Raw genomic sequence first — 25666 nt, forward strand, 5'->3', positions numbered from 1 at the left:
AGGCGCTGCCCCCCCCGCCGCGGCCGAAGCGTCGTCAGCGGGGCGAGCGATTTTAGCTTTTGCTATGATCGGAGATCACCTCGCCCAGCTACGGCTATTTGCGGGCTTCAGAACCTTAGGTCTCCGCACCTCGATTGACAGCTCCGCAATATAGCTTTTACTATATTTTGTAAGAGTGATGCGCTGAGCGGCGCAGCCCGCAGCAATTTTCCCATAGCCCGCCGGCCGCGGCGCGCCAGACGAGCGATCAAGACATGACCCAGCCTAGGACCTACCTCATCACCGGCGCGGCCAGCGGGATCGGAGCGGCGATCGCCACCAAGCTCGCCCGCGCGCGTCAGAACGTGATGCTGGCCGACATCAACGCCGAAGGCGCGAGCGCCCTGGCCGCGACCCTGGGCACGCGCGCCAGCGCCGTCGCCCTCGACATCCGGGATCCGGCCGCGTGGGAGCGGGCGTTTGACGCCACCGTCGCGCGCTTTGGCGACTTTGACGTGTTGATCAATAACGCCGGCCTCGTGCGAACGGGTTTGGCCAAGAATGTCGCCATCGCCGATCACCAGCTGACCATGGACACCAACCTGATGGGACCGGTGACCGGCATGGTCGGCGCCTTCAAGCGCTTCGAGAAGCAGGGCGCTGGCCATCTCGTCACGGTCTGCAGCATGACCTCGTTCCTGCCGTTCCCCGGCGTGGCCATCTACGGCGCCTCCAAGCACGCCCTGCGCGCCTTCCACCACGGCATGGCCATCGAGGAGCGCCATAGCGGCGTCGACTTCACCATCGTCCATCCCACGGCCACCGAAACGCCGATGCTGGACCAGGAGGCGGCCGATCCGGACGCTGTCATGTGCTTTGTCGCACCGAGCGTCTCGGCCGAGACCGTCGCCGACACGGTGATCAAGGCCATCAAGCGCAAGGCGATCGAAGTCTGCATGCCGCAGGCCGGCTCCGGAACGGTCAAGGCGCTGGGCGTCGATCCGAAAAAGCTACGCGCCTATGCCGATCACCTCGAAGCCATGGGCAAGGACGGGCTGGCCAAGCGCCAATCGTCCGCGGCCTGACGCCGCCTTTGGCCGCCGGGCGCGGCCCTCTTCAAGGAGTTACCGATGTCTGCTGCATCCAAAAGCGCCGGCGACATGACGCCGGAGGAATGGGCCGTGCGGGTTGACCTCGCCGCGGCCTATCGGCTCGTGGCCCTTAACGGCTGGGACGACCTGATCTTCACTCACCTCTCCGCCAAGGTTCCCGGCGGGGACCACCACTTCCTGATCAACCCCTATGATCGGATGTTCGAGGAGATCACCGCCTCGAGCCTGGTGAAGATCGACCTGGATGGCAACCCGATCGAAGCCACCAAGGCCCCGGTCAACGCCGCCGGCTTCACCATCCATTCGGCCATTCACATGGCCCGCGACGACGCCAACGCGGTGCTGCACCTGCACACCCCGCACGGCCAGGCCGTGTCGGCCATGAGCGAAGGCCTCCTGCCCCATACGCAGACGGCGATGATCGCCGGCCACGACATCGCTTTCCATGAGTACGAGGGCGTCGCGACGGACCTGGACGAGCGTGAGCGGCTGGTCGCCGATCTTGGCGACAAGTCGGTGATGCTGCTGCGCAACCACGGCACCCTGACGACGGGATCCACGATCGCCCAAGCCTATCTTCGCATGTACTTCCTTGAGCGCGCCTGCGAAGCCCAGGTGATGATGCTGACGGCCGGCCGGGCCAATCTGCATGCGCCGCCCGCCGGTGTGGCCGAGAAGGTTCGCGCCCAGTCCACCGGGCCGGGGATGTCGGTGGTCTCCGATCGCCTGGCTTGGCCCGCGCTGCTGCGCAAGCTCGATCGCCTGGACCCCAGCTACAAGACCTAACCTCGGGAAGCCTTCTTCCTGCCTGCCTCCCATGAGGATAGAGGCCGCGCCAGCCGAAAAGCTGGCGCGGCTTTTCCATGGGCCAAAGAAAAGGGCCGATCCCGCGGCGGAAGCGGGATCGGCCAGTGACGCCCCTTTATGGCAAGGGGGCGCGGAGCGCTTGATCAGTAGTGGTAGCGGAGGAAGACGCCGAACGTGCGGGGCGGCGCATAGCTCAGCATGTCATAGCCAAGACCCGCGATCGGCGAGATCTCGACCAGCACCGCCTTGTCCGTGAGGTTCTTGGCCCAGAGGCCCGCTTCGAGATGCTCGTCGGGCGAGCGCCAGGCCAGTTGCCCATTGAGCTGGAACACCGCTGGCGACGACAGCCGTTCGGTTTCACTGGGATCGAAGAAGATCCTTGTCCGATACGACGCATCGAGCGAGGGCTCGATCGAGGCGCCTGACGCCAGTTCGACCTTGTACTTGGCCGAGAGGCTGGCGTTGAACTTCGGAGCCTCCGGCATCTGATTGCCCGAATAGTCGCCGCCTTCGGACTTGTAGTCCTTGTACTTGGCGTGCAGCAGCGCCAGGCCGCCGGTAAGGGTCAGGTTGCGGATCGGGACGGCGGTAATCTCGGCCTCGCCGCCATAGACCCGGGCGGAACCGGCGTTGTCGAGGATCTGCACGGTGCGAGCCCCGCGAACCACGAAGGCGAAGGCCTGCAGATCCTTGTAGTCATAGTAGAAGGCCGAGAGGCTCAGGCGCAGGCGGCGATCGAACAGACTGCTCTTGGAGCCGACCTCATAGGCGTCGACCGTCTCGTTGCCATAGGGGGCCAACTGGTCGGCATAGCTCTCGCGGTCGGCCTGGCCGCCGAAGAAGCCACCGCTTTTGAAGCCGCGATTATAGGTGGCGTAGATGTTGGACTCGTCGGTGAGATCGTAACGCAGACCCAGCCGCCCCGAGAACGCCCCGAAAGTCTTGCGCTGGGCGTAGGGCGGCACGAGGTCAAACGCCTCCTCGGCGGTCTCGTGATAGTCGAAGGTCTTCTTGTCAGCCGAATAGCGAAGGCCGACGGTCGCCGTCAGCTTGTCGGTCAGACTATAGTCCGCCTGGCCGAACAGGGCGTAGGTGTCGGTGTTCTGGGTATAGGCGTAGCGCAGGAAGACGACGCTGTTGTCGACGCTGACGCCGGTCGGATTGCTCGGCGAGGTGAAGAACGGTCGGAAGTCGCGCAGGACGTCGAAAGTGCTGTTGTTCTTCAGCTCGTCACGCATGTAGTAGGCGCCAAGCACCCACTTGAGCTTCCCGACATCCGCCTGCAGCCGCAGTTCTTGCGACCATTCCTTCTGGTAAGCGATGAAGTGGTTATGGAGGATGTCGGCGGGACTGGTGTCACTGTTCTCGTCGATGTTCCGCCTGACGTTCTGGAACGCCGAGATCGAGACGAGTTCGACACCGTCAAAATGGTGGGTGTAGTTGAGGGATGTCGAATAATAGTCGACGCGGTCCTTGCCCTGGACGTCGGCGGCGACGCGATAGGGATCGGCGCTCGGATCGGCATAGCCGCTGATGTCGGTGCACGCCCCGCTATAATAGTATCCCGGTTTGCACAGGCCATCAGCCCCGGTGGCCGCCGCCGTTGCCGGAAACAGAGGACGCTGCTTGGCCTGGCGGGCGCCGCCGCGATTGGCGTAGCGCGTCACCGACAGCAAGGCCTCGTCCCTGTCCGATGGGGTGAACAGCAACGACCCGCGGATCGCGCCGCGATTGGCGTTGTTCACATGATCGCCGGTCACCGTATTGAGCGTCGCGCCGTCGTCGCGCAGGTATTGGCCGGCTAGTCGGAAGGCCAGCTTGTCCTCGATCAGCGGGCCGCTGACCGCCCCGTTGACCGTCAGGGACTTGAAGCGGCCGTATTCCACCGAGCCTTCGGCGCTGGGCCTCCAGGTCGGGCGATTGCTCGTAATGCTGATCGCGCCGCCGGTGGTGTTCTTGCCGTAGAGCGTGCCCTGCGGCCCGCGGAGAACCTCGATCTGACCCAGGTCGAAGAACGAACTGAGGGTGGCGAACGGCGATCCGATATAGACCCCGTCCACATAGACCCCGACCGCGCTGGCGGTGGTCGGATTGAAGTCGCTCAAGCCCACGCCGCGGATGAACATCTTCGGATTGGCAGCCGCGTCGCCGCCGGAAATACGGACATTGGGCGCGGCGTTGTTCAGGTCGGACAGAACCGCCAACCGCTTGTCGGCGATGGCTTGGGAGGTGAAGGCCGTCACCGCCACCGGCACGTCCATGAGGTTTTCGGACCGCTTGTTGGCCGTGACCACGACCTCCTCGACGGTCGAGGCCGTGTCCTTCGGCGCGGCGGTCTGGGCCTGCGCCGCGACGGCGGACATCAGGGCGGCGCCGCAGGCCGACGCCATGCACCAGCGCTTGTCGATCATAGGATATCCCCTTTTTCTGGTTTGCGTTTCCTCAAGCATCAAGCTAGCGAAAACTATATCCATTGCAATGGCTACCCATGGTGGCGCCGGGCGCGGACGTCTTATTGCAGGACCACGAAGCAGCAGCGCCTTCAGGCTATTACAAGGCTCACCTCGAGATAGCCGCGACCGCGCCCGCGGTATGAAATGGGCGGAGATGCGCAAAACCCTGGCCGTTTTATATAGTCTTTGCTATAGTAATTGGCGCTACGCGCCACTAAGGCCGCGGACCACATTTTCGAGGATGCGCGACACCGGCCCCTCGAACCCCTGCCCGTTCCACAGGCTTCCGCAGAAGGTGATCGAACCGGTCGAGAAGATACCCCCGCCCGCGGGCGTCTCGACATAGACCATGTCCGCGCGCACCAGGCGCTCGGGGCTTTCGCCGGTCATGGTCAGGGACTCGGTCAGCATCTCCTCGTGGACCACGCCGAAGCTCTTGGGCGGATCCTCAGAACTGGCCAGGATGTGCACCACGCCGGGCGCGCCGAGTGCGGGATCGGCGCGATCGAGCTCGAACCCCGCCGCGCCGCCGCCCGACAGGCCATAGTCACCGAATGTCTCCTGATCGACGCCGTCGAGGATCCAGCCGCCCGGCCCCGAACGCGCGCCCGGCGCGATCCGGTAATGGGTGCTCTCAAACGGACCTTGGGCTGAAAATCCGATGCCGACCAAGGCCTGCGGCGTGCGCCCGTTGCGCCGCCATATGCCGCCGAGCCGACCGTCCAGCTGATGATAGTATTCACCGGGTTCAGCCGCCCAGGTCCGGATACCGCCTTCGGCCCGGCGCACCTCGATCATCTCCGGATGCTGCGCCTGACGCGCGATGCGCCAGTAAAAGCCGTTGCCGCCAAGATAGGCCAGGTTGCCGCCCTGTCCGACATAGGCGCCGAGCGCGTCGAGGGTTCCAGTGGTGTGGTACTCTGGGTGGCTGCCCGTCAGAACCAGATCGTAGTCGGCGATCAGCGAAACGCCCTCGTCGTCGAGATCCTCGTCGGTCACGACGTCGAACGGAATCTGCTTGTCTTCAAGCCACGCCAGCAGATGGGTGTCGGCCGGATAGTGACGCAGGCCAGAGCCCCGTGCGTCCTCCTCGAAGATGAAGCCTGGCCGCATGGTCAGGAGTGGCCTCAGGCGAGAGCTGAGGGCGACCCCGCTGCCGTCGGCGTGCCAGTTGTAGGTCGATCGCCCATAGGACCCGTACTTGACGGCGCAGTAGGGCGACGCGCCCCAGGCCGCGCCGCGCGCCTGGGTGCTTTCCAGGCGGTTGGCGAAGTAACAGTTGCCGTAGGCTTGATAGGTGAAGGTCGGGGCCAGGAAGCAGACCTTCCGGCGCGGACCGCCTTGTTTGGGCTTCACGTAGAACGGCGGCCAATCCTCGCCGGCCGCCGTCGTCAGGTGCAACGCATAGGCGCCGCTCTTCAGATCGTCCGGAACCTCGAAGCTGAACGAGGGCTCCCAGTCGCAGGAGCCAAAGTCGTCTTCATGAAAGTGAATGGCCGCGTAGTCGCGCGGGGCGTGACGCCAGGATTGTTCCTCCCCCGTCCACGTGGCGCCCTTGACGCCCCGGGTCGGCCAATGGCGCAGGACGCCTTCACGCGCTTGCGGGCCGACCGGCGCCACGCTCTGGGTGTCGATCCCTCGCGAAAAATCCCAGCCCGCGATCAAGCCTACCGGATCGTCGATGCCGTCCGGCGAGCAATAGACGCCTTCGCGGACGGCTGGAGCCTCGATTTTTCCGGTAAAGCAGGTCCCCGCTGGCGAGGCGGCGTCCGCCGCCACCGTCAAGCGCCCGCCCGACGGCGCGCGAAAGCCGGCGACGTCGAAGGCCTGCGCCCTCACCGATCCCCCCAGCGGCTGACAGCCAAGGACGATCTTGTCGCAGCGCGCGCTGTGGCTGAGCCATACCCGATGCCAGACGCCCGCCTGCATCGGCGCGGCAAGATCATGGACCTGCCCGCAGTCCGCATCGGCGACAAGCCCTCGAACGCCGGTCGCGGTCACCGACAGCGTAATGCGCGAGGCGCCATCATCCTGGGAGATCACCGCCCCTTGGTGCGGCGGCGTCGCAAACCAGATGAGCGCGGTCCAGGTCACGGCCTCACGGCCCCGGAGATCGGGTCCGTGGGCGATGTCGGCGAATGACCCCACATCCAGAGGCTGGCGCTTGCCCGTCATTTTGAGGGCGAAGCATGCGGACAGATCCTCGAACACCATGCCTGGGCCAGCGGGATTGGGGTCTCCGCTGATCACGCGAACCAAGCGGGCCTCGAAGGCCGCGCCGTCGGCGACGCTGACGTAGGCCTGCAAGGTTTCGCCCGGGCGGGCGGAGAGCCGATCGAAATAGCCGGTGATCGGCATCTCCTCGGTCTTGAGCAGAGGGATGCGCAGATGCGAATGCAACGTCATGCCGGACCTTGAGAAGCCAAACTAAGAGAGATCGGACGAAGACATCAGCCCTAGAGGCGACGTCGAAAGACGCTGGATGTGGAGCACCGTGACGATCAGCAGGGCCAGGGCCAGGCAGGCTCCCGCGGCCAGCAGCCCGCCCCGCGCCTCGGCTTCGGTGACCCACAGGGAACAGAGCACCGGGCCCGCCGCCGCCCCCAAGGCCTGGACTGTCGGCACCAGAGCCGCGGCGCGCCGCGTCGGGTCGGACTCGATGACGAGCGGCATCTGGAAGGGCATGAAGAAGCCCCAGAAAAAGCCATGCAGGCTCGCGAGGACCATGAACACGGGAGCGGCCGGCAGCTTCCAGATCCACACCAGGACCACGGCGAACGCCGCCACGCTGGTCAGGCAGGCCGAGTAGTAGGAGAGCCGCTTGGCCACGAGCGCGGCGACACCCGAGCCCAGGATCGACAGCGCCAGGCTCAAGGACACGGCCCCACCGACCGCACCTGGCGTCATTTTCGCCTGGCCGGCCAGTTGCGGCAGATAGGCGAAGAAACCGATGAAGAAGGCGTAGGTGAGAAAGACCGCCGCTAGGCTTGCAATGGCGCGCGCGCCATGGCCGCGGGCGCCGCCGGTCTCGGTTTCCCCCTCCGTTGGCAGCGGCGCCGCTGCTCTGGGCAACGCAAAGGCCGCGAGCGCGCCGATCAAGGCTACCGCGGCGGCGGCCGCAAAGCCGCCGTTGGCGCCGAACCGATCCATCAGGGTCGCCGGCAAGATCGCCGCGAAGCTCACCTGCAGGAGTCCTTGGGCCACCAGGAAGACGCCGGCCCAACGCGCCGGAGTGGAGGCGCGCGTGATCATCAACATCGTCAGCCAGACCAGGACGCCTTCCACAAGACCGGCGGCGGCGCGATCGGCCAGCACCAGAGGACCGGAGGCGTGCAACATGGCCGCATTGAGGATCGCCAGGGTCAGGCCAGCCAGCAGGCCTTTCAAAGGGAGCTTGTCGGGCCTGATGACCGCGCCCGACAGCACCACGCCGAGCGCGAGGGTCAGGAACTCCACGGTGAAGGACCAGCCCACCAGGCCGGCCGTCAAGCGCCGCTCGGCGACGAGCGCGTCTAGCAGGATGGGCTGCACGCCCGCGAACATCAGGGCGACCGTGCCGACGGTCAGGTAGGCTGCGATCTGCGGACCGCTTGGCGGACGGCCAATCCAATGGTCGTCATCAGCCGCCTCTTGCGCGCGATCCAGCAGCCGCATGCCCATCCGCAAATCTCCCGGAGCCGCCGGGCGGCGTCATGGCCGCCCTGCTGAATTGAATGTAGCTTTTGCTATATTTTGATATATGTCAACGCGCCCCAGGATGGGTGGCCGCTCCCGGCGCCTCATTGGTGGGCGATCCAGGACGACAACGCCTACGCGTTGACCGGCGCGCCCTTGTACGGGGTGTTGCAGGCGACTACTCTGCCCATGCGTGCTTCAAGCGCGCTGACAAACGCATCCTCACCCAACTTCGCGAGCGCTGTGACCCTCATCAAATCCGAAAGCGACGCCGCAGCGCGCCCGTCGAGGGCGCCGCGAAAGAAATCGGCTTCCGCGACCGACGCCGCGCCGGCCGAGCGCGGCAAGCCCAGAGATCCCCCAACGGCGGGCAAGCCGCTGCAGACCTATGAGCGACTGATCGCCGCCACGGGCGAGCTTCTCGGGGAAATCGGATTTGAGCGCCTGACGACCAACGCGATCTGCGCGCGCGCCAACTTGTCGCCGCCGGCCTTCTATCACTACTTCGACGATAAGTACGACATCCTCGAAGTGCTGGCGCGCCGCCTGCTCAAGCGCCAGAACGACGCCTACGCCGCCTGGCTTTTCAAGGGCGGCGCATGGGCCAATCCCGATAAAGCCATCGAAGCCTTGGAAGAGTGGTTCGCCATCGCCACCCAAATTCTCGAGAGCGAGCCGGGCGCGTTCTGGACGATGCGGGCGCTAAGAGCCTTGCCCAACCTGGCTCACGTCCGCCTGGAGTCCCAGCGGCAAAGCGCCGACCAGATGTTCGAGTTCTACCGCCGCCTTTTCCCCGCGGTCGATCCGGACACGCTGTGGTGCCGGCTTCGCATCCGGTCCGAATTCGGCTGGGCGGTCGACGAACTGGCGCTTGAGGAAGACCGCATCCCCCGGCCGATCCTCCTGCGAGAAGCCGCGCGGCTTCTGACCCGCTCGCTCGACGACGACCATCGCGCCAAGCCTAGCGCGTAGACCTACAGAATATAGTTATTGCTATATCAAAAATCGCGCCGTATTCAGATCTAGGCCCACGCGGCCCTGATTGAGCGGCGCGGTTGCCGTTCAATCAGGGCGTGGCCAGAGACCGTCACCTTGAGCGAGCGACCATGACCGCAAACGCCTCCCCCCCTCGCCTCGATGCGAAGGCGCGCTTGGCCGCGCTCGGATTGCAACTGCCCAAGCCTCCGGCCGCTGTCGGCAACTTCTCCGCGGCCGTCCGCGATGGGCGCCTCCTCTATCTGTCGGGGCAGGGCCCCGTACACGCCGAAGGCGTGCACACGGGTAAGGTGGGCGCGGAGGTTTCGCTCGAAGAGGCCTATCAGCACGCCCGGCTGACGACGCTCAATCTTCTGGCGGTGATCGAGGAGGCCGTTGGGCTCGCCAAGGTCAGTAAGGTCGTCAAGGTGCTGGGCATGGTCAACGCCGCGCCTGACTTCATCGCCCATCCGGCGGTGATCAACGGCTGTTCGGACCTGCTTATTGAGGTGTTCGGACCCGAAGTCGGCGCTCATGCGCGATCGGCGGTCGGGATGGGGTCCCTGCCCTACCAGATCACGGTCGAGATCGAGATGATCGTCGCGGTCGAAGACTGACCATCGGCGCAACGCGACCCGCGCAGGCGCCCGACCGCTCCAACCTGATCCCGAAGAGGGTCGCCGACCGTCGGCGACGAGCATCATGCCCAAGATCACGTTCATCCAGCACGACGGCGCGACCTTGGTCGTGGAGGGCCGTCCAGGGCAGTCGCTGATGGAAGCCGCCGTCCAGAACAATGTGCCCGGCATCGACGCCGACTGCGGCGGCGCCTGCGCGTGCGGCACCTGCCAGGTCCATGTGCAAGCGCCCTGGCAAGAGGCCCTGACGCTGCCCAGCGCCATGGAAGCCGAGATGTTGTCATTCACGAGCGACCCGCAACCCTCTAGCCGGCTGGCCTGCCAGATCATCCTCGAAGAGCGACACGAGGGTCTGATGGTGCGCGTGCCAGCCCACCAACACTAACCCTCGGAGAGCCAAAATGTCCGCATCCTCTTCGCCCTTGGCGTCCGTTGTCGGCCCGTCGCACATCGCGTTGGAAGTCAGCGACCTCGAGCGCTCGTTGGCGTTTTATCAGCGCGTCCTGGGGCTTGAGATCTTCTATGACGAGCGCCAGACCGGAACGCCGCCGAGCATCAAGGGCATCGTCGCCGGCTTCGCCATCGAACTGGGCCAAATCCACCTCCCGCCGGGCTCAGGCAACCCCTCCCAGGTGCGGCCGCAAGCGGGCGCGCCCTGCATGGCCTTCACGATCGAAGACGCCGTCGGCGCTCACGGTCGTCTCAAGGCGGAGGGTGTGTCGGTCGAGAGCGCGGTCAAGGAAATCCAAGGCGTCAAATTCTTCTATGTCTACGATCCCGATGGGTATCCGTTCGAACTCATAGAATTCCCGCTCGGGGCGAGGGCGTTGGCCGACCTACGCGCCTACTTCGACGTGACGTCATCGGGATAGGCCTGCAGTCGCACGTTCTAACTTGTGAAGCCCCGATGGGGACGGAGTGCGCCAGAAGCCGCCGTTGGCACTCCTCCCGACACACGACGTTCAGCGGGCGCGCGTCTTCCATTGAGGCCGCGTTATTGCTGGTGGACTCATGGGCTCGGTGATCTCGAACGAGACGGGCTGTCCGGTTTTCCGCTGGATGATCGTGGCGCTTGCGCGTAGCGCGCCGTCCGGCGCCACGTCACCGACACGGAGCTTCACTAGGTCATAGCCCCTGAGATTGGCGTCTATTGCGCAATTGAACATGTCGAGGTCGCGGAGTCGCCCGTTCGCTTTGAGCTGCTGTCGGATCCCCCAAATGTGCCTGGGCTTGAACGGCGGTTTGGGGCCGATCACCCGGCCCGTGTTCCAGGGGCGCTTGGGCGGGAGGAAGAGATCAAATTGAGCCATGTTCGCCTCCTGCGAATTGGCTACTCCCCTCGCTTCATTCTACCACGTTTGAGCGCTTCACGCGCGGGCGGCGCTTAGCCGACATTGGGTCGCGTCTTCGGCCCGCGAGATAATTCCGCTCCAGCGCGTTCCAGATCTGGCAAGGTCATACCGTCGGGTGGCTGGACATAGAGCCTTGCTGGTGGGCGCCATCCAACCGATCTTCGCGCATAGAGTGGACGCACCATATCCGAGCGTCACCGGCGCGCACATTCGTGCGCGCCGGGTTTCCTGCGGGCAGGCCTATTCCGCGGCGACCGGGCTAGCCGCCTTGCCGATGGCGCGGCGGCGCGCGCCCACCAACAGCTTGGCGGCGAAGATAGCCAGGGTGAAGGCGCCGCCGGCGAAGACAACATCGCCTGGCACCCGCATCCAGACGAGGACCTGGACCAGCGGCGAGTGGATGACCGCGGGAGAGCGGGCGAACCAGAGGCCGTGCTCGATGCTGGCAATCGCCTGAATCACACCCACCGGCAGCAACGACAGGAACAGCATCATCGCCAAGCCGCCGTTTAGCATCCAGAACGTCGCGGCCAGCAGCCGATCGTCCCAGGCTTCACGCCGCGCCAGACCTCGGAAGCAGAACAGCAGCAGACCAATGCCCAGCATCCCGTACACCCCGAAGAGCGCCGCGTGACCGTGGGTGGCCGTCGTGTTCAGCCCTTGGATGTAATAGAGGCTGATCGGCGGATTGATCATGAAGCCGAAGACCCCCGCGCCGAGCAGGTTCCAGAACGAGACCGCCACGAAGAACAGGATCGGCCAGCGATAGGTCGCGACCCAGGGCGCGGCCCTGGTATGCCTGAAGGTCTCGAAGGCCTCGGCGCCGATCAGGGCCAGCGGCACGACCTCGAGCGCCGAGAACACCGAACCGATCGCGATCACCGAGACGGGCGTGCCGGCGAAGTACCAGTGGTGGGCCGTGCCCAGAACGCCGCCGAACAGGAACACGATGGTCCCGAACAGAACCGCGCCATTGGCCGACTTGGCCCGCACCAAGCCGAGCTTCACCATCAGCAGACTGATGACCGCCGTGGCGAACACCTCGAAGAAGCCTTCGACCCACAGGTGGACCACCCACCAGCGCCAGTACTCGACCATGCTGATGTGGGTGTGCTTGCCCCACATGAAGCCAGCGCCGTAGAACAGGCCGATGGCGATCGTCGACAGGAAGAGGATCCAGAGGACGGGCTTGCTTTCCGAGGGCGCCTTGAGGGCGGGCCACAGAGCCCGACCCACCAGCACCAGCCACTTCATCAGGCCCACGAAGAGCAGAATCTGCCAGAAGCGGCCCAGGTCAACATATTCCCAGCCCTGATGGCCGAACCACCAGTTGGCGTTCAGGTCGAAGACCTGCTGCACGCCCAGCCACTCGCCGGCCATCGACCCCAGCACGACAACCACCAGCGCGACCCAGAGTAGGTCGACGCCCAGCTTCTGGCCCTTTGGCTCGTGACCCGAGATCATCGGCGCGACATAGAGACCGGTGGCCAACCAGGCGGTGGCGATCCAGAAGATGGCGAGCTGGGTGTGCCAGGTGCGGGTCACCGCGTAGGGAATGATGTCGGAGATCGGCACGCCGAAGAAGGCGTGGCCCTCCACCGAATAGTGGGCGGTGACGGCGCCCAGGCCGACTTGCAGCAGGAAGAGGCCGATCACGGTCAGGAAATACTTGCCCGTCGCCTTCATCGAAGGCGTCGGCTTCATGGCCGCCAGCGGGTCCTTGTCCGGCGCGACCAGGTGGTCCTCGGACTTGGTGCGGGCGTGCCAGAAGGCCAGGGCGCCGACGGCGAAGATCAGCAGGATGACGCTGGCCACCGACCAGACGATGGTGGGGGCGGTCGGCGTATTGCCGATCAAGGCCTCATGCGGCCAGTTGGCCGTATAGCTGATCACCTCGCCGGGACGGTTCGTGCTGGCCGCCCAGCCGGTCCACCAGTAGAACGCGGCGATGGCGGTCCGGCGGGTCGGATCCTTCACCGCGCCATTGGCGATGGCGTACTGCTCGCGCAGCGCCTCCAGCGCCGGGTCCGATCCTAGCAGCGTCTCGTAGTGGCCACGCACCTGGCGCATGGCCTGGGCGCGATCGCCACTGACCGTGACGACGCCGGTCTTGGCGTCATAGGTGTTGGTCCGAATCTCGCGCTTCAGGCGTTCGCGCAGGGCCGCCTGACGCTCGGGCGACAAGGCGTCATAAGCCGCCTTGAAGTCGCGCCGGGCCCAGATATCGAGCAGGGCCGTGGCCTCGCGGTGGACCTGATCGGCCGACCAGTCGGGCGCCACATAGCCGCCGTGCCCCCAAATGGAGCCGACCTGCTGACCGCCCATCGACTGCCAGGCCAGTTGGCCGGTCTCGATGTCCGCCTTGGTGAGCAGCACCTGCCCCGAAGCGTCGACCACGCGGGTCGGGATCGGCGGGGCCTGTCGGTGAATTTCGCGTCCCATCAGCCCCAAGACGGTGAAGGACACCGCCATCACCAGGGCGAGGACGAACCATAGTCTTCGGGTGTTCATCTCGCTTCCCCTCGCCGGTCGGGACCGTCCCATTCGGCGTTCGGGATCAGGATGACGACTGGCGGCGGAGCCGACGTTGCTCGGGAGCAACCTCGCTCCGATCAAACCGCCTTTGCGTGGCGCGCGGCGGCCGCCGGCAGACGCGCGTCGAAGGCCGCGGCGACCACGCGCATCAGGCGGCGGGCCGCCTCCGGAATCGAGACCACGGCGCCGTCGCGGGCGCAGAGGCTCGCCAGTCGCAAAGCGTCGACGGCGGAGAGCTCGGCGTCCAGATGATTCTCGGCGAAGCCTTGCTCGCGGCAAATCGCGGCCACGTCCACGCGCATGTCGCACATCAGCCGCTCGATCACGGCCGCGCGGAGGCGGTCCTCGGCGTCGAGAACCAGCGCCCGGCTAAGGGGAAGCTCGCCGCGCGCGACGGCGGCCGACCACTGGTCGGTCGGCACAAGATTGCCGACGAAGCCTTCCCGGAACTGGCCGATCGACGACGGGCCGATCGGAACGAGCACGGGCGCTGGATCGTCCGTGTACCCCTGGAAGTTCCGACGCAGCCGCCCTTCCGTCGCCGCGTGGGCCAGGGCGTCGCCCGGCAAGGCGTAATGGTCGAGGCCGATGCGGACATAGCCCGCCTCTTTCAGCGCCGCGTCGGCGGCCTCGGCCTGGGCCCAGCGACCGTCCAGATCGGCCAGGTCCGCCTCGCGGATCATGGTCTGGTGCTTCTTCATCCAGGGCACGTGAGCGTAGCCGAACACGGCCACCCGATCGGGCCGCAGCTGGACCGCCAGGCGCGCGGACTCATGGACGTTTTCGGGCGTCTGCCCCGGTAGGCCGTACATCAGGTCGAAGTTCAGGCCTTTGACGCCGACGGCGCGCAGGCGCTCGGTCGCGCGAGCGACGTGGTCGTAGGGCTGGATGCGATTGACCAGAGCCTGCACGGTCGGGTCGAAGGTCTGGACGCCCAGGCTGACTCGATTGACGCCCACGGCGCCGGCCGCGTCGACAAAGGCCTCGGACAGCATGCCCGGGTCCAGCTCGGCGGCGATCTCCGCGCCCGGGCGTGGACGGAAGACCGTCTTGAGCCGGGTGACCAGGGCGGCGAAATCCTCGGGGCTGAGCGCGTTGGGGCTTCCCCCGCCGAAGTGCAGGTGCGCCAGGCCGTCATGCTTGCCGAGGCGCGCGGCCACCAGGTCTACCTCGCGCATCAAGGTCTCGAAGAAGGTCCCGACCCGCTTGTAGCTATGGGCGATCGACGTGTGGCAGCCGCAGTACCAGCAAAGGCGCCGACAGAACGGCACGTGCACGTAGACCGACAGCCGATCCTCGACGCGGGTCCGACCGAGCCAGGACTTGGCCGCGCTTGCCTGCTCGGCGTCGAAGGCCAGGGCGGTCGGATAGCTAGTGTAGCGAGGAAGGTTCCGTTCGGCGTGCTGGCGCTGGGCCGGGGTCAGGACCGAAGGGGTCATGCGCAAAGTCCTAGAAGCTCGTCCTGCCGGCGCAGACGCACGCGGCGGGAGGCGCGCGCGTCGATCAGCCCCTGGTCCTGGAGATGCGACAAAGTGCGGGAAACGGTGTGGATGGTCAGGCCCAGATAGTCGGCGATGTCCTGGCGGGTCATCGGCAGGTCGAATTCGTCGTCCGCGTCGAAGCGCTGGGCGAAGTCGATCAGGAAGGCGGCGACGCGCTCGACCGCGCCTAGCCGCGCCAGCATGGTCGCGTGGTTCTGGCTACGTTGCAGCCCATGTGACGCGATCGACAGCAGGCGCTGGCCCAGCAAGGGATCATGGGCCGACAGGCGGCGCAGTGTGGCGACCGGAATGGCCAGCATGATCACGTCGGTCATACCCTCGGCCGAACAGGCATATTCGCCGCCTGGCTCGAGTCCTAGGACATCGCCCGGGACGTGGAAGTCGCAGACGTGCCGACGTCCGTCGCCCAGCAGCCGGTAAGTCCGCACCGCGCCCGCCAGGAGCTGATAGACGGTGTCGACCGCTTCGCCCTGAGCGAAGATTTCCTCGCCCGTCGCCCTGCGAATACTGACCCCGGCGGGGACCAGCGTCGGGGAGGGCGGCGGATCAAACTTGGCGAAGGCGAGGGTCATGAGCGGCCCGGCGGCTGAGGCTTGTGTCGACCTGAGCCTTAGCAACCGCGCCGGTCGCGCCGTTATTCGGGAAATCGCCCTAGGTAGAATTCCGGGATTAAGCTCGAGCACGGTCGGGCTTAGGGCAGGCGCCAGGATTTCACTTAAGGTCAGCCGCCCCCCATGTTCGCCAGCATCGCTCCCCATAGTCTCCGTGGCGCGGACATGTTCGGCCATCTGGACGACGTCGCCGCCGCCGACGTACTCGGCGCCGGAACCGTGCGGCCACTGGCCGCCGGGCGCGTCGTCTTCAGCCAGGGCGATCCCGGATCGACCTGTCACACGCTGCTCGAAGGGCGGATCAAGATCGTGCAGGCGCGCCCCGAAGGCAGCCAGTCGGTGATCCGCTTTATTGGCCCCGGCGAGATGTACGGCACCGTCGCCGCGTTGATGGGTAAGCCGTTCCCCGCCGACGCCGTGGCCGTCGTAGACAGCCTCGAGATCTACTGGACCGTCGCGGCCATGCGTCAGCTGATGGCGCGCTACCCCGAGATTGCCATGGGTTCGGCCGCCTCCGCTGGACACCGGCTGTTCGAGTTGCAGGACCGGGTGGGCGAGATGGCTGGAGAGAAGGTCGAACAGCGCATCGCTCGCACCCTCCTGCGTCTGGTGCAGCAGGCCGGTCGCAAGACCGAGGGCGGCATCGAAATCGACTTCCCGATCACCCGACAGGAGCTGGCCGAGATGGCCGGCTCGACCCTGCATACGGTCAGTCGGACGCTGGCGGCTTGGGATGAGCGCGGCGTCACCGCCAGCGCGCGCCGCCGCATCGTCGTCCGCCGGCTGGATGTTCTGACGAACCTGGCCGAGGCGGGCTAAGCTCTCCAATCCGAGCAAGGTGACAACGCCGCCGCTCCGGGAGCGATGGCGCTTTGGCGACATCACTTGATCGCGGCGAAATCGGCCGTCAGGCGCTTCTTGGCCATGCTGGGAGCGGTGGCGATGGCGGCTTCCGCCTCGGCGGCGTTCGGCTTGCCGTCGCCGACCTTGGCCACGAAGGCCATGCCCATCGCCCAGTGCGGCGCGCACTTGAAGCCATAGACGCCGGGCTTGGCGACCTTCACTACGACTTCCTTGCCCAACAAGCCTTTGACCGGCGCCGCGCCGGCCGGCCACATGCCCGGGATCGTCTCGGCATTGTGGCCGACGTCGGTCGGGATGAAGCGGACGGTGTCGCCCACCTTCAGCTTCGCGGTCGCCGGCTCGAACACCATCATGCCTTGCGAGCCCTGGTTCAGCATCTTGACCTGCAGCTCGGCCGCGCCAGCGGTTCCGGCGATCGCCACCGCGCCGATCATGGCGCCGGCGGCGAGAACGGATTTCAACATCTTCACTCACCTTTGTCTGGGCGCGGGCGATCAGCCCGCTCGCCGCCACCGATAGACCGGGCGCGAGACGGGAACCTTGCTCCAAAGCAAGCTGGCGCGAATTCGCCTCGGTCGTCCGAGCGCGGCCTCCTTGTCGATCGACAATCCCCCGCCGGCTCGAATCCGCCAGCCTCCTGGTCTTTGGAACAGGAGCCGGATCATGGCCTTCGACATTCCCCTGGCCGCGGAGATATGGGCCGCGAAATATCGGTTCGCGCCGGACGCCGGCGACGGCGACGTCACCGTCGAGGACAGCTGGCGACGGGTGGCCGAAGCGATCGCGCAAGCCGAGCCCGCCGAAGCCCGGGAGGCCTGGCGCGAGAAGTTCCTCGACGCGCTGGGCGACTTCCAGTTCATGCCCGCCGGCCGCATCTTCGCGGGAGCCGGCACCGGGCGGGCGGTGACCCTCTTCAACTGCTTCGTCATGGGAACCCTGCCCGACGACCTGCCGGGCATCTTCGAGCACCTGCGCGAGGCGGCCGTGACCCTGCAACAGGGCGGCGGCGTAGGCATGGACTTCTCAACCATCCGCCCTTCCGGCGCGCCGGTGCGCGGCGTCGGGGCCGACGCCTCGGGCCCTTTGAGCTTCATGGACGTCTGGGACTCGATGTGCCGCACGATTCTATCGGCCGGCCAGCGGCGCGGGGCGATGATGGGCTGTCTGCGCATCGACCACCCCGACATTGAGGCCTTCATCGACGCCAAGCGCGAGCCGACCCGCCTGCGCAACTTCAACCTCTCGGTCCTGGTCACCGACGCCTTTCTTGAGGCGCTGGCCGCCGACGCGGACTGGCCGCTGGTGTTTGGCGGCGAAGTGTTCAAGACGGTTCGGGCCAGCGATCTCTGGCGGCGGTTGATGACGGCGACCTATGCCTACGCCGAACCGGGCGTGATCTTCGTCGACCGGGTCAACGCCCGAAACAATCTCGCCGATTGCGAGACGATCTGCGCCTCCAACCCCTGCGGCGAGCAGATGCTGCCGCCCTATGGGGCCTGCCTACTCGGCTCGATCAACCTGGCGCGCCTAGTCGCCGCCCCCTTCACGGAGGGCGCGGTCCTGGACGAGGAGAAGCTGGCGGAACTGACCCATGTCGCGATCCGGTTCCTGGACGACGTGATCGACGTCTCGCGTTTCCCGCTGGAGGCCCAGGCGGAGGAGGCGCGCGCCAAGCGGCGCCTGGGTCTGGGCGTTACGGGGCTGGCCGACGCCCTCATCTTCTGCGGACAGCGCTATGGCTCGCAAGAGGCCGCCCAGACGATCAAGCGGTGGCTGGGGATCATCAAGCGCGAGGCCTACCGCGCCTCGGCCGCCCTGGCCGCCGAAAAGGGCCCCTACCCGCTCTGGGACCCGCGCGTGCTGGATCGGCCAAACCTGCTGGAGCTCGACGACGACACCCGCGCGCTGATCGCCAAGCATGGATTGCGCAACGGCTGCCTGACCTCGATCGCGCCCACGGGCACCACCTCGCTGGTGGCGGGCAACGTCTCTTCGGGCGTCGAACCGGTCTTCGCCTACGCCTATAGCCGCAAGGTCCGGCAACCCGACGGCTCGACCCGCCAGGAGGCTGTCGAGGACTACGCCCTGACCGTCTGGAAGCGGCTGCATGGCGAGACCGAGCCCCCGGCCGATGTCTTCGTCTCGGCCCAGACCCTGACGCCGCGCGAGCATCTGGTCATGCAGGCGGCCGCCCAGTCGATGATCGACAGCTCGATCTCCAAGACCGTCAACTGCCCGGCAGACATCGCCTTCGACGCCTTCTGCGACGTCTATCTGGAGGGCTGGCGGATGGGCTGCAAGGGTCTGACGACCTATCGCCCCAACGCCGTCACCGGTTCGGTCCTGTCGGTGGATACGCCGCCCGCCGAGCCCCCCGCGTCGACGCCCGAGGCCACGCTTGGCGAAACGCCGCTGATCGCCCGCGACGAGGCGCTCTCGGGCATGACCTACAAGATCAAGTGGCCGCACAGCGCCCACGCGGTCTACGTGACGGTCAACGATGCGGTCGTGGACGGCCAGCGGCGACCTTTCGAGATCTTCGTCAACTCCAAGAACATGGAGCACTACGCCTGGACGCTGGCCCTGACGCGAATGATCTCGGCCGTGTTCCGGCGCGGGGGAGACGTCGGCTTCGTGGCCGAGGAGTTGAAGGCGGTGTTCGATCCGCAGGGCGGCGCCTGGCTGTCGGGCCGCTACGTGCCCTCGCTGCCGGCGGCGATCGGCGGCGTGGTCGAGCGGCACCTGCGCCAGGACCTCGCGACGCCCGCGCCCAGGGTCGCCGAGGCCCTCGCGCCCCAGGCCGACGCGCCCCGCCCCGCAGTCTGTCCGCGCTGCGCCAGCCCCGCCCTGATCCGCAAGGAAGGTTGCGACACCTGCACCGATTGCGGCTACTCCAAGTGCGGCTAGACCCCACGAAAAAGGGCCCGCTTTCGCGGGCCCTTCCTCTTTCCAGGGACAATGCGATCAGAGCTTGAAGTCGAGGCTGACCCAGGCCCGGGTGGCGTCGGGATAGGTCCGGCTTTGCGTCTCGAACCGGGCGACGCCCAGCTCGAACGTCCAGCCCTTGGCGATCGGCGTCGAGACCATCGCGTCGACTTCGCGCCCCAGGTTCTGGGATCCCACGGTGGTGTCGAAGTCGTGGGCTTCGCCCGTCAACTTCAGCGGCTGCTTGACGCCGACGGTCGTCGTTCCGCGCAGGAAGACGTCGCGCACGCCCTTGGCCGGCGTGGCGCCGATCACGTCCGACAGGCCCTGGAAGCCATGCAGGGAAGCCAGCGGCGTCTGGAAGGCGTGGACGCCGTCGCCCTCGAGCCGTTCGAGGTTGAGCGAGAGCGCTGATCGGGTCGTCTTCAAGCCCAGGGCGGCGACGTCATAGTCCAGGGAGAAGCCTTGCGGGTTGCCGCCCCAGTCGGTCTGGTGGGCGTGCTCCAGCTCCCAGGTTCCGCTGAGGCCGGGCCCCAGCACACGGGCGCCGGCCAGCCTCGCCCCGAAGGTCTTGGACGACTGGCTCGCGGCGTTGTCGAAATCCAGCAGCACGGCGTAGGCTGTCGCCCTGCCGATCGCGCCCAGATCGGCCTCGGCATGCAGCATATGCGCGTCGCCGCGCCAGACGCCTTGCGACGACTTTCGACCCAGCGGCCGGCGCACGCGATCGGCATAGGCGTAGGTCAGGGTCACGCTCTGGGCCGGCTTGGCGGTCAGCTTGACCGCGTCGAAGGTCTGCTCGTTCTGCCGCCAGCCGCTGTTGCCGACGAAGCGGGCGTTGCCGAAGACGATGCGCTGCCGGCCGACATCGACGCCCACGGCGGCGGTCGGCTTCCATTCCAGCGCCGCGCGATTGAGCTCGACCGTCTCGGGATCGGGAAGGGTCGCCTTGCCGGACTTGGCGTGGACGCCATCGGCATAGTCGTCGACCAGGGCGCGGACGGCCTCCATCTCGATCAGGGCGGTCAGGGTCTTGGCCAGGGGCTGACGCCAGCCGAGGCGCAGCCGCGTCGTGACGGCCTCGGCGTTCGGACCGTCGGGATCATAGAGCTCATAGCGCGTGCGCGCCTCGAGCAGGAGCTGGCCGGTTTGCGCGGGCGCTTCGGCGGCCCGCGCGGACGCGGCGAAGGCGAGCGCGCTCACGCCCGCCAGCGCCAGCAGGACATGCTGTCTCATGGATCAATCTACTGTCTGTCGGAGAAGAAAAAAGGGGCGGCGAACGCGCGCCGCCCCAGGGGACATCGTCTTAGTGGCCGCCGCCCTTGTGCGGGTTCGGCGGAGCGTTGAAGACCTCGGGATTGGCGGCGCCCTCGACGGTCAGGATGCCGGCGCCGCCACGCTCCAGGCGGCTCAGGGCGTGATCGACCAGGATGTAGTTGCCGGGTACTTCCAGCTTGAAATCGACGACCGTCGCGCCGCCTGGAGCGACCGTGACCGTCTGGACGTCCTTGATCGGCGTGCTGGTCAGCGAACCGTACGGATAGACGTGGTCGAAGATCTCGCCGATCACGTGGAAGCTGGACGTCTTGTTGGGACCGCCGACGCCGAAGAAGATCCGGACCGTCTCCCCGACCTTGGCGCGTAGCGCCTTGTCGCCGGTCAGCGCCTTGGAGCCGCCGTTGAAGATGTAGAACTCAGGTTGCTCGTTCAGGAGCTTCTCGATGCTCTCGTTCAGCAGGCCTTTCGAGCCCATGGCCTCGTCGGTATAGACCTCACCCTGCATGACGTAGAACTCGTGATCGACCTTGGGCAGGCCCTCCTCGGGCTCAACCAAGATGGCGCCGTACATGCCGTTGGCGATGTGCTCGGCCACCATCGGGGTGGCGCAATGATAGACGTAGAGACCCGGCGCCATCGCCTTGAAGGTGAAGGCCTGCGTTTCGCCTGGCGCGGCCATGGTGGCGACGCCTCCGCCGCCGGGGCCGGTCACGGCGTGGAAATCGACATTGTGCATGTGTTCGCTGTCGGCGGCGTTCTTCAGCGAGACCTCCACGGTGTCGCCGACCCGGACGCGGACCATGGGTCCTGGCACCTTGCCGTTGAAGGTCCAGAATTTGAAGTTCGCGCCATCGGCCAGCTTGCCGACCACTTCCTGGGTGACAAGGTCGACCTTTACAGTCGCGGGCGCGCGGCGCGCGATCGGCGGCGGCAAGTCGGTCGCCAAGCGGACGGTGTCGGCGACGGCGGGGGCCGGGGCGTCCGGCGTGGCGCCAATGGCGGCGGTCCCGATTAGGGCGAACGCCGCGGCGGTGGCGAAGAGAGCGAGGGCTTTCATGTTCCTATCCTCCGACGCCCGAACGGCGCCGATGAACGGACGGGTAGACCTCCGAGCATCCCGATCTTTGTGCATGGACAAACTGCGCCTTACGGATTGCTGGTCGCGCTGCGGGGTCCTCTGGAGGTTCTCTCGCTCCAAAGCCTTGGGCGTTGCGGCCTTCTTGCGTTCGAGACAGCGCAAAACGCCGCTCCGCCGCCGCCAAGGCCGCGCTTCCTTAAGTAGCGGCGCGTGGCCGCCGTTGGGCCGCGCGCGAACTTGGCGGCGCGCAACGTTCCGCGCCCTCCGGCCGCCTAATCAGGTCGCAGAGGAGACCCGTCATGGACATCACCACCGCGCCGCCCCTTCTTGATCAACCCGTTCGCGACATCGCCATCGGCCGCCCCGGATCCACCGCGATCTTCCGCCGTCACAAGATCGACTATTGCCGCGGAGGTGGAACGCCCCTCGCGAAGGCCGCCGAGGAACGCGGGATCGATCTAGCGGGGCTCATAGCGCAGTTGGACGCCCTGGACCGGGCCGAGGCGGCGGCGCCCGCCGACACCGAAGCCCTGATCGATCATCTACTGGATCGCTATCACGAGGTGCACCGGCGGCAGTTCCCCGAGGCTATCTTCCTAGCGGCGCGGGTTGAGAGCGTACACGGCGATCGCCCAGACTGTCCGACGGGGATCGCCCAGCACCTGGCCTTCATGTTCGACGACCTGGAAGCGCATCACCAGAAGGAGGAGATGATCCTGTTTCCGATGATGCGGCGTGGCGAGCTCCGTCTAGGCGCTCCGATCTCCCGCATGGAGGCCGAGCATGATGACGTTGTCGAGCAACTGAAGGGGCTGGCGCGACTGACCAACGACTTCACGCCTCCTGAAAACGCCTGTGGAACATGGCGCGCGCTCTACGCCCTCTGCCATGAGATCGACGCCGATCTGCGCGACCACATGCACCTGGAGAACAACGTCCTGTTCCGGCGTTTTGGCTAGCCTCTGACCGAGAGGGCCATGCGCACCAATTCGGACAGACTGCGAGCCTGCATCTTGGACATCAGGTTGGCGCGGTAGATCTCGACTGTGCGTGGGCTAATGCCCAGGTCGAAGGCGATGACCTTATTGGCCTTGCCGTCGACCAGCCCCTCAAGAACGTCGCGCTCGCGAGGGGACAGGGCGGCGATGTGCCGGCGCGTCGTGGCCAGAGCCTCGTCCTGCTGGCTTCGCGCCTTGCCCTTCTCAAGCGCGGCGCGCAGGGCGTGGAGCAGCAGGTCCTCGTCAAACGGCTTTTCGATGAAGTCGAACACCCCAGCCTTCATCGCCTCGATGGCCAGCGGCACGTCGGCATGGCCGGTCATGACGATGATCGGCGCGCGGTAGTCCAGCTCCTTGAGCTTGCGGACCATCTCGATGCCGTTCATCTGCGGCATGCGCACGTCGGAGAGGACGCAGCCGCCATCCTCGGGCAGGTCGTCCAGGAAAGCGACCGCGGACTCGAAGATGCGATACGGGATCCGGTTCACCTGCAGCAGGAAGGCCAGGGAATCGCGCATGGCCGCATCGTCGTCGATGATGTGAACGACAGCCTCACTCAAGGTCGATGTCTCCTTCGACGAGCTTCAGGGTGAACTTGAACGTCGCCCCGCCGCCCGGCGTGGGCTCGACCCATAGCCGGCCGCCATGGGCCTCGATGATGGTGCGCGAGATTGACAGACCCACGCCCATGCCGTCCCGCTTGGTCGTCATGAACGGCGCGAAGAGATTATCGGCGATCTCGGGCGCGATGCCGGGACCGGTGTCGGCGACGGTCATCAGCGCCTGATCGTCCAGGCGCCCGACGCTGATGGTCAAGTCGCGGCGCGGACTGGCTTCCATGGCGTCGACGGCGCGTTGCGGACGAGGTTGACGATGACCTGTTGGACCTGAACGCGGTCGGCCAACACCCGTTCACCGCCCGCGCCATGGTCGAGACGCACATCGACGCCCACCTCGCGCACGCCGATCAGGGCCAGGGCCACCGCTTCCTCGACCATGCGGTTGAGGTCTTCGACCTGCTTTTCGGTCTCACCGCGCGCGACGAAGTCACGGAGCCGGCGGATGATCGCGCCCGCGCGCAACGCCTGTTCGCCCGCCCGCTCCAGGGCCGCGCCCAGCAGATCGCGGTCGATCTCAGCGGCTTCCAGCAGCCGCCGCCCGCCCTTCAGGTAGTTGGTCAGGGCCGAGAGGGGCTGGTTGATCTCGTGGGCGAGGGCCGAGGCCATCTCGCCCATCGAGGTCAGGCGCGCGATGTGCACCAGCTCGTTCTGCAATTCCTGCAGCCGCGCCTGGCTGCGCTGAGCTTCCGTCAGGTCGCGAACGAAGCCGGTGAAGAACCGACCATGACGCGCGCGGATTTCGCCGACCGAAAGCTCCATCGGAAAGGTCGAGCCGTCCTTGCGCTCGCCAATCACCACGCGGCCCAGGCCGATGATGCGGCGTTCCCCGGTCTCATAGTAGCGGCTCAGATAGCCGTCGTGCGCCGAACGGTAGGGCTCGGGCATCAGGCGGCTGACGTTCTGGCCGGTAATCTCGGCCGCCGTCCAGCCGAACAGCCGTTCGGCGGTCGAGCTAAACGAAACCACGCTTCCGGCGTCGTCGATCAGCACCATCGCGTCCGGCACCGTGTCGAGGATCGACGCCAGATGCGCCTCGCGGACCAGGAGGTCCTCGGTCACCGCCTCGGTGCGTTGACGCGCGATCCGGAAGCGCTCGCCGCCGAAGCTAATCGCGCTGCAAACGGCGACGTAGAGCGCCGCGCCGGCCCAGTCGCCGAGGTCCAGGCCATCGCCGCGCGCGCTCAGCGCCAGCAGGCTGACAAGACCCAGCGCGCAGGCGACGAGCCCCCCGTGCAGGCCGCGAAACGCGGCGGCAGCGACGACGGCGGGGAAAAAGAAGAGATAGAGACCGCGATCGCCAAGCAACGGCTCAAATAAAAGGCGGGCGGCCGTGCCGATGACCACCAGCCCGGCCGCGATGCCCACGGCCATGCTCCATTCCCGCACGGGGTCCGGACGGGCCTTTAGGAACTCGTCGATGGTCATCGCTCCGCGCTAGTCCCCTCGGGCGCCTCCGGCCACTCAGGGATTCTCCTTAGGATCAGACCAGAATGTCTGGGTCAGGCAGGCGGCGGTATCAAGCGCTTCATCGGCGGCCAGGGGGTCGCCAGAGGATGAAAAGGCGAAAAGCCATGACCGCTCCGCATATCGATCTCGACGTCCACCACCAGCCGAAAGGCGTTTCGGACGTCATCGCCTTCGGCTTCGTGAAGGCCCTGCGCTTCTGCGCCGACACCTTTTTCGCCAAGCGCTACGGCCACCGCGCGGTAGTCCTGGAGACCGTCGCCGCCGTGCCGGGAATGGTCGGCGCCACGCTGAACCACCTGAAGTGCCTGCGCCGGATGGAAGGCGACAAGGGCTGGATCAAGACCCTGATGGACGAGGCCGAGAACGAGCGCATGCACCTGATGACCTTCATCGAGGTGGCCAAGCCGACCCTGTTCGAGCGCTTCGTGGTCGTCGCCGCGCAGTGGGTCTTCTACCTGTTCTTCTTCGCCCTCTACCTGATCTCCTCGAAGACCGCTCACCGGGTGGTCGGCTACTTCGAGGAAGAGGCGGTGATCAGCTACACCCACTATCTCGCCGAGATCGACGAAGGCCGCAGCGCCAACGTCGCCGCGCCCCAGATCGCCCTCGACTACTGGAAGCTGCCGACCGGCGCCACGCTGCGCGACGTGGTCGAGGTGGTCCGCGCCGACGAGGCCCACCATCGCGACGTGAACCACGGCTTCGCCAACGAACTGTGCGGCCTGCCCGTCGGCGAGGTGGCCCCTTGCCCGCCGCATGTCGTGCTCGAGCCGAACTGGAAGGCCGCCGCCTAGACC

The 25666-nt window shown here is 66.5% G+C and carries 22 protein-coding genes and 1 pseudogene; 10 read left to right on the forward strand and 13 right to left on the reverse strand.

The features are described from left to right. Nucleotides 1-254 precede the first annotated feature (254 nt). Both CSEG_RS15155 and CSEG_RS15160 read left to right on the forward strand, forming a co-directional pair. Complete coding sequence (locus tag CSEG_RS15155; protein WP_013080113.1) at nt 255-1064, forward strand: SDR family NAD(P)-dependent oxidoreductase; 810 nt, start codon at nt 255-257, stop codon at nt 1062-1064. A 45-nt stretch (nt 1065-1109) separates the two neighbouring features. Continuing rightward, on the forward strand, nt 1110-1877 hold the full coding sequence (locus tag CSEG_RS15160; protein WP_013080114.1) for a class II aldolase/adducin family protein: 768 nt from the start codon (nt 1110-1112) through the stop codon (nt 1875-1877). 164 nt (nt 1878-2041) lie between these two features. Here CSEG_RS15160 and CSEG_RS15165 read toward each other — a convergent pair whose 3' ends face one another. The 3 genes from CSEG_RS15165 to CSEG_RS15175 form a co-directional block, all read right to left on the reverse strand. Beyond that, a complete protein-coding gene (locus CSEG_RS15165) occupies nt 2042-4309 on the reverse strand; it encodes a TonB-dependent receptor (RefSeq protein WP_013080115.1) in 2268 nt (755 codons plus the stop codon). 246 nt (nt 4310-4555) lie between these two features. Further along, the gene (locus tag CSEG_RS15170; RefSeq protein WP_013080116.1) at nt 4556-6757 is read right to left on the reverse strand and encodes a N,N-dimethylformamidase beta subunit family domain-containing protein; all 2202 of its coding nucleotides are present in this window, start codon (nt 6755-6757) and stop codon (nt 4556-4558) included. A gap of 21 nt (nt 6758-6778) precedes the next feature. Beyond that, the gene (locus CSEG_RS15175) at nt 6779-8011 is read right to left on the reverse strand and encodes an MFS transporter (protein ID WP_013080117.1); all 1233 of its coding nucleotides are present in this window, start codon (nt 8009-8011) and stop codon (nt 6779-6781) included. Nucleotides 8012-8269: 258 nt separating this feature from the next. Here CSEG_RS15175 and CSEG_RS15180 point away from each other — a divergent pair, with 258 nt between their 5' ends. From CSEG_RS15180 to CSEG_RS15195, 4 genes are all read left to right on the forward strand, one after another. Beyond that, nucleotides 8270-8998 (forward strand): TetR/AcrR family transcriptional regulator, encoded by a 729-nt coding sequence (locus CSEG_RS15180; RefSeq protein WP_013080118.1) that lies wholly within the window; start codon nt 8270-8272, stop codon nt 8996-8998. Between the two features lie 179 nt (nt 8999-9177). After that, complete coding sequence (locus CSEG_RS15185) at nt 9178-9618, forward strand: RidA family protein (RefSeq protein ID WP_244264906.1); 441 nt, start codon at nt 9178-9180, stop codon at nt 9616-9618. An 85-nt stretch (nt 9619-9703) separates the two neighbouring features. Further along, nucleotides 9704-10024, forward strand: coding sequence for a 2Fe-2S iron-sulfur cluster-binding protein (locus CSEG_RS15190; protein WP_013080120.1), 321 nt, complete (start codon nt 9704-9706; stop codon nt 10022-10024). Between the two features lie 16 nt (nt 10025-10040). Continuing rightward, nucleotides 10041-10511 (forward strand): VOC family protein, encoded by a 471-nt coding sequence (locus CSEG_RS15195; RefSeq protein ID WP_013080121.1) that lies wholly within the window; start codon nt 10041-10043, stop codon nt 10509-10511. Nucleotides 10512-10652: 141 nt separating this feature from the next. Here the strand turns inward: CSEG_RS15195 and CSEG_RS15200 are convergent. The 4 genes and pseudogenes from CSEG_RS15200 to CSEG_RS15215 form a co-directional block, all read right to left on the reverse strand. Next, a pseudogene (locus CSEG_RS15200) lies at nt 10653-10949 on the reverse strand (integrase); the annotation flags it as partial. A gap of 282 nt (nt 10950-11231) precedes the next feature. Then, on the reverse strand, nt 11232-13502 hold the full coding sequence (locus CSEG_RS15205) for a nitric-oxide reductase large subunit (RefSeq protein WP_013080123.1): 2271 nt from the start codon (nt 13500-13502) through the stop codon (nt 11232-11234). 101 nt (nt 13503-13603) lie between these two features. Next, on the reverse strand, nt 13604-14965 hold the full coding sequence (gene hemN, locus CSEG_RS15210; RefSeq protein WP_013080124.1) for an oxygen-independent coproporphyrinogen III oxidase: 1362 nt from the start codon (nt 14963-14965) through the stop codon (nt 13604-13606). Then, nucleotides 14962-15600 carry a helix-turn-helix domain-containing protein gene (locus CSEG_RS15215; RefSeq protein WP_013080125.1) on the reverse strand — a complete coding sequence of 213 codons (639 nt, stop codon included), beginning with the start codon at nt 15598-15600 and terminating at the stop codon, nt 14962-14964. Before CSEG_RS15215 ends, hemN begins: the two co-directional genes overlap by 4 nt. A 204-nt stretch (nt 15601-15804) precedes the next feature. Here CSEG_RS15215 and CSEG_RS15220 point away from each other — a divergent pair, with 204 nt between their 5' ends. Then, complete coding sequence (locus tag CSEG_RS15220; protein ID WP_227878847.1) at nt 15805-16458, forward strand: Crp/Fnr family transcriptional regulator; 654 nt, start codon at nt 15805-15807, stop codon at nt 16456-16458. A 62-nt stretch (nt 16459-16520) separates the two neighbouring features. On the opposite strand, the gene CSEG_RS15225 is transcribed toward CSEG_RS15220, so the two are convergent. Further along, nucleotides 16521-16967, reverse strand: a complete 447-nt coding sequence (locus CSEG_RS15225) for a pseudoazurin (protein WP_013080127.1) — start codon at nt 16965-16967, stop codon at nt 16521-16523. Nucleotides 16968-17166: 199 nt separating this feature from the next. Between CSEG_RS15225 and CSEG_RS15230 the strand changes: the two genes are divergently transcribed. Then, entirely contained in the window at nt 17167-19410 is a 2244-nt protein-coding gene (locus tag CSEG_RS15230) for an adenosylcobalamin-dependent ribonucleoside-diphosphate reductase (RefSeq protein WP_013080128.1), read from the forward strand. Between the two features lie 57 nt (nt 19411-19467). Here CSEG_RS15230 and CSEG_RS21655 read toward each other — a convergent pair whose 3' ends face one another. After that, nucleotides 19468-20664 (reverse strand): alginate export family protein, encoded by a 1197-nt coding sequence (locus CSEG_RS21655; RefSeq protein ID WP_013080129.1) that lies wholly within the window; start codon nt 20662-20664, stop codon nt 19468-19470. Between the two features lie 70 nt (nt 20665-20734). Further along, the gene (gene nirK / locus CSEG_RS15240; RefSeq protein ID WP_013080130.1) at nt 20735-21763 is read right to left on the reverse strand and encodes a copper-containing nitrite reductase; all 1029 of its coding nucleotides are present in this window, start codon (nt 21761-21763) and stop codon (nt 20735-20737) included. A 320-nt stretch (nt 21764-22083) separates the two neighbouring features. Between nirK and ric the strand changes: the two genes are divergently transcribed. Further along, complete coding sequence (ric, locus tag CSEG_RS15245; protein WP_013080131.1) at nt 22084-22743, forward strand: iron-sulfur cluster repair di-iron protein; 660 nt, start codon at nt 22084-22086, stop codon at nt 22741-22743. On the opposite strand, the gene fixJ is transcribed toward ric, so the two are convergent. The 3 genes from fixJ to CSEG_RS15255 are packed head-to-tail and all read right to left on the reverse strand — an operon-like array spanning nt 22740 to nt 24827. Then, the gene (fixJ, locus tag CSEG_RS15250; protein WP_013080132.1) at nt 22740-23342 is read right to left on the reverse strand and encodes a response regulator FixJ; all 603 of its coding nucleotides are present in this window, start codon (nt 23340-23342) and stop codon (nt 22740-22742) included. The two genes, ric and fixJ, sit on opposite strands and share 4 nt — an antisense overlap. Beyond that, nucleotides 23335-23598 (reverse strand): ATP-binding protein, encoded by a 264-nt coding sequence (locus tag CSEG_RS23375; protein ID WP_244264907.1) that lies wholly within the window; start codon nt 23596-23598, stop codon nt 23335-23337. Before CSEG_RS23375 ends, fixJ begins: the two co-directional genes overlap by 8 nt. After that, complete coding sequence (locus CSEG_RS15255) at nt 23595-24827, reverse strand: PAS domain-containing sensor histidine kinase (RefSeq protein WP_244264908.1); 1233 nt, start codon at nt 24825-24827, stop codon at nt 23595-23597. Before CSEG_RS15255 ends, CSEG_RS23375 begins: the two co-directional genes overlap by 4 nt. A gap of 146 nt (nt 24828-24973) precedes the next feature. Between CSEG_RS15255 and CSEG_RS15260 the strand changes: the two genes are divergently transcribed. Further along, the gene (locus CSEG_RS15260; RefSeq protein ID WP_013080133.1) at nt 24974-25663 is read left to right on the forward strand and encodes an alternative oxidase; all 690 of its coding nucleotides are present in this window, start codon (nt 24974-24976) and stop codon (nt 25661-25663) included. Nucleotides 25664-25666: the final 3 nt, after the last annotated feature.

This window comes from Caulobacter segnis ATCC 21756 (assembly GCF_000092285.1).
Lineage (GTDB): Bacteria > Pseudomonadota > Alphaproteobacteria > Caulobacterales > Caulobacteraceae > Caulobacter > Caulobacter segnis.

What these genes read in the sequence shown, in the direction of transcription:
- CSEG_RS15155 (WP_013080113.1), top strand. Translation starts at nt 255, where the DNA reads ATGACCCAGCCTAGGACCTACCTCATCACCGGCGCGGCCAGCGGGATC.
- CSEG_RS15160 (WP_013080114.1), top strand. Translation starts at nt 1,110, where the DNA reads ATGTCTGCTGCATCCAAAAGCGCCGGCGACATGACGCCGGAGGAATGG.
- CSEG_RS15165 (WP_013080115.1), bottom strand. Translation starts at nt 4,309, where the DNA reads ATGATCGACAAGCGCTGGTGCATGGCGTCGGCCTGCGGCGCCGCCCTG.
- CSEG_RS15170 (WP_013080116.1), bottom strand. Translation starts at nt 6,757, where the DNA reads ATGACGTTGCATTCGCATCTGCGCATCCCTCTGCTCAAGACCGAGGAG.
- CSEG_RS15175 (WP_013080117.1), bottom strand. Translation starts at nt 8,011, where the DNA reads ATGGGCATGCGGCTGCTGGATCGCGCGCAAGAGGCGGCTGATGACGAC.
- CSEG_RS15190 (WP_013080120.1), top strand. Translation starts at nt 9,704, where the DNA reads ATGCCCAAGATCACGTTCATCCAGCACGACGGCGCGACCTTGGTCGTG.
- CSEG_RS15195 (WP_013080121.1), top strand. Translation starts at nt 10,041, where the DNA reads ATGTCCGCATCCTCTTCGCCCTTGGCGTCCGTTGTCGGCCCGTCGCAC.
- CSEG_RS15205 (WP_013080123.1), bottom strand. Translation starts at nt 13,502, where the DNA reads ATGAACACCCGAAGACTATGGTTCGTCCTCGCCCTGGTGATGGCGGTG.
- hemN (WP_013080124.1), bottom strand. Translation starts at nt 14,965, where the DNA reads ATGACCCCTTCGGTCCTGACCCCGGCCCAGCGCCAGCACGCCGAACGG.
- CSEG_RS15215 (WP_013080125.1), bottom strand. Translation starts at nt 15,600, where the DNA reads ATGACCCTCGCCTTCGCCAAGTTTGATCCGCCGCCCTCCCCGACGCTG.
- CSEG_RS15220 (WP_227878847.1), top strand. Translation starts at nt 15,805, where the DNA reads ATGTTCGGCCATCTGGACGACGTCGCCGCCGCCGACGTACTCGGCGCC.
- CSEG_RS15225 (WP_013080127.1), bottom strand. Translation starts at nt 16,967, where the DNA reads ATGTTGAAATCCGTTCTCGCCGCCGGCGCCATGATCGGCGCGGTGGCG.
- CSEG_RS15230 (WP_013080128.1), top strand. Translation starts at nt 17,167, where the DNA reads ATGGCCTTCGACATTCCCCTGGCCGCGGAGATATGGGCCGCGAAATAT.
- CSEG_RS21655 (WP_013080129.1), bottom strand. Translation starts at nt 20,664, where the DNA reads ATGAGACAGCATGTCCTGCTGGCGCTGGCGGGCGTGAGCGCGCTCGCC.
- nirK (WP_013080130.1), bottom strand. Translation starts at nt 21,763, where the DNA reads ATGAAAGCCCTCGCTCTCTTCGCCACCGCCGCGGCGTTCGCCCTAATC.
- ric (WP_013080131.1), top strand. Translation starts at nt 22,084, where the DNA reads ATGGACATCACCACCGCGCCGCCCCTTCTTGATCAACCCGTTCGCGAC.
- CSEG_RS15255 (WP_244264908.1), bottom strand. Translation starts at nt 24,827, where the DNA reads ATGACCATCGACGAGTTCCTAAAGGCCCGTCCGGACCCCGTGCGGGAA.
- CSEG_RS15260 (WP_013080133.1), top strand. Translation starts at nt 24,974, where the DNA reads ATGACCGCTCCGCATATCGATCTCGACGTCCACCACCAGCCGAAAGGC.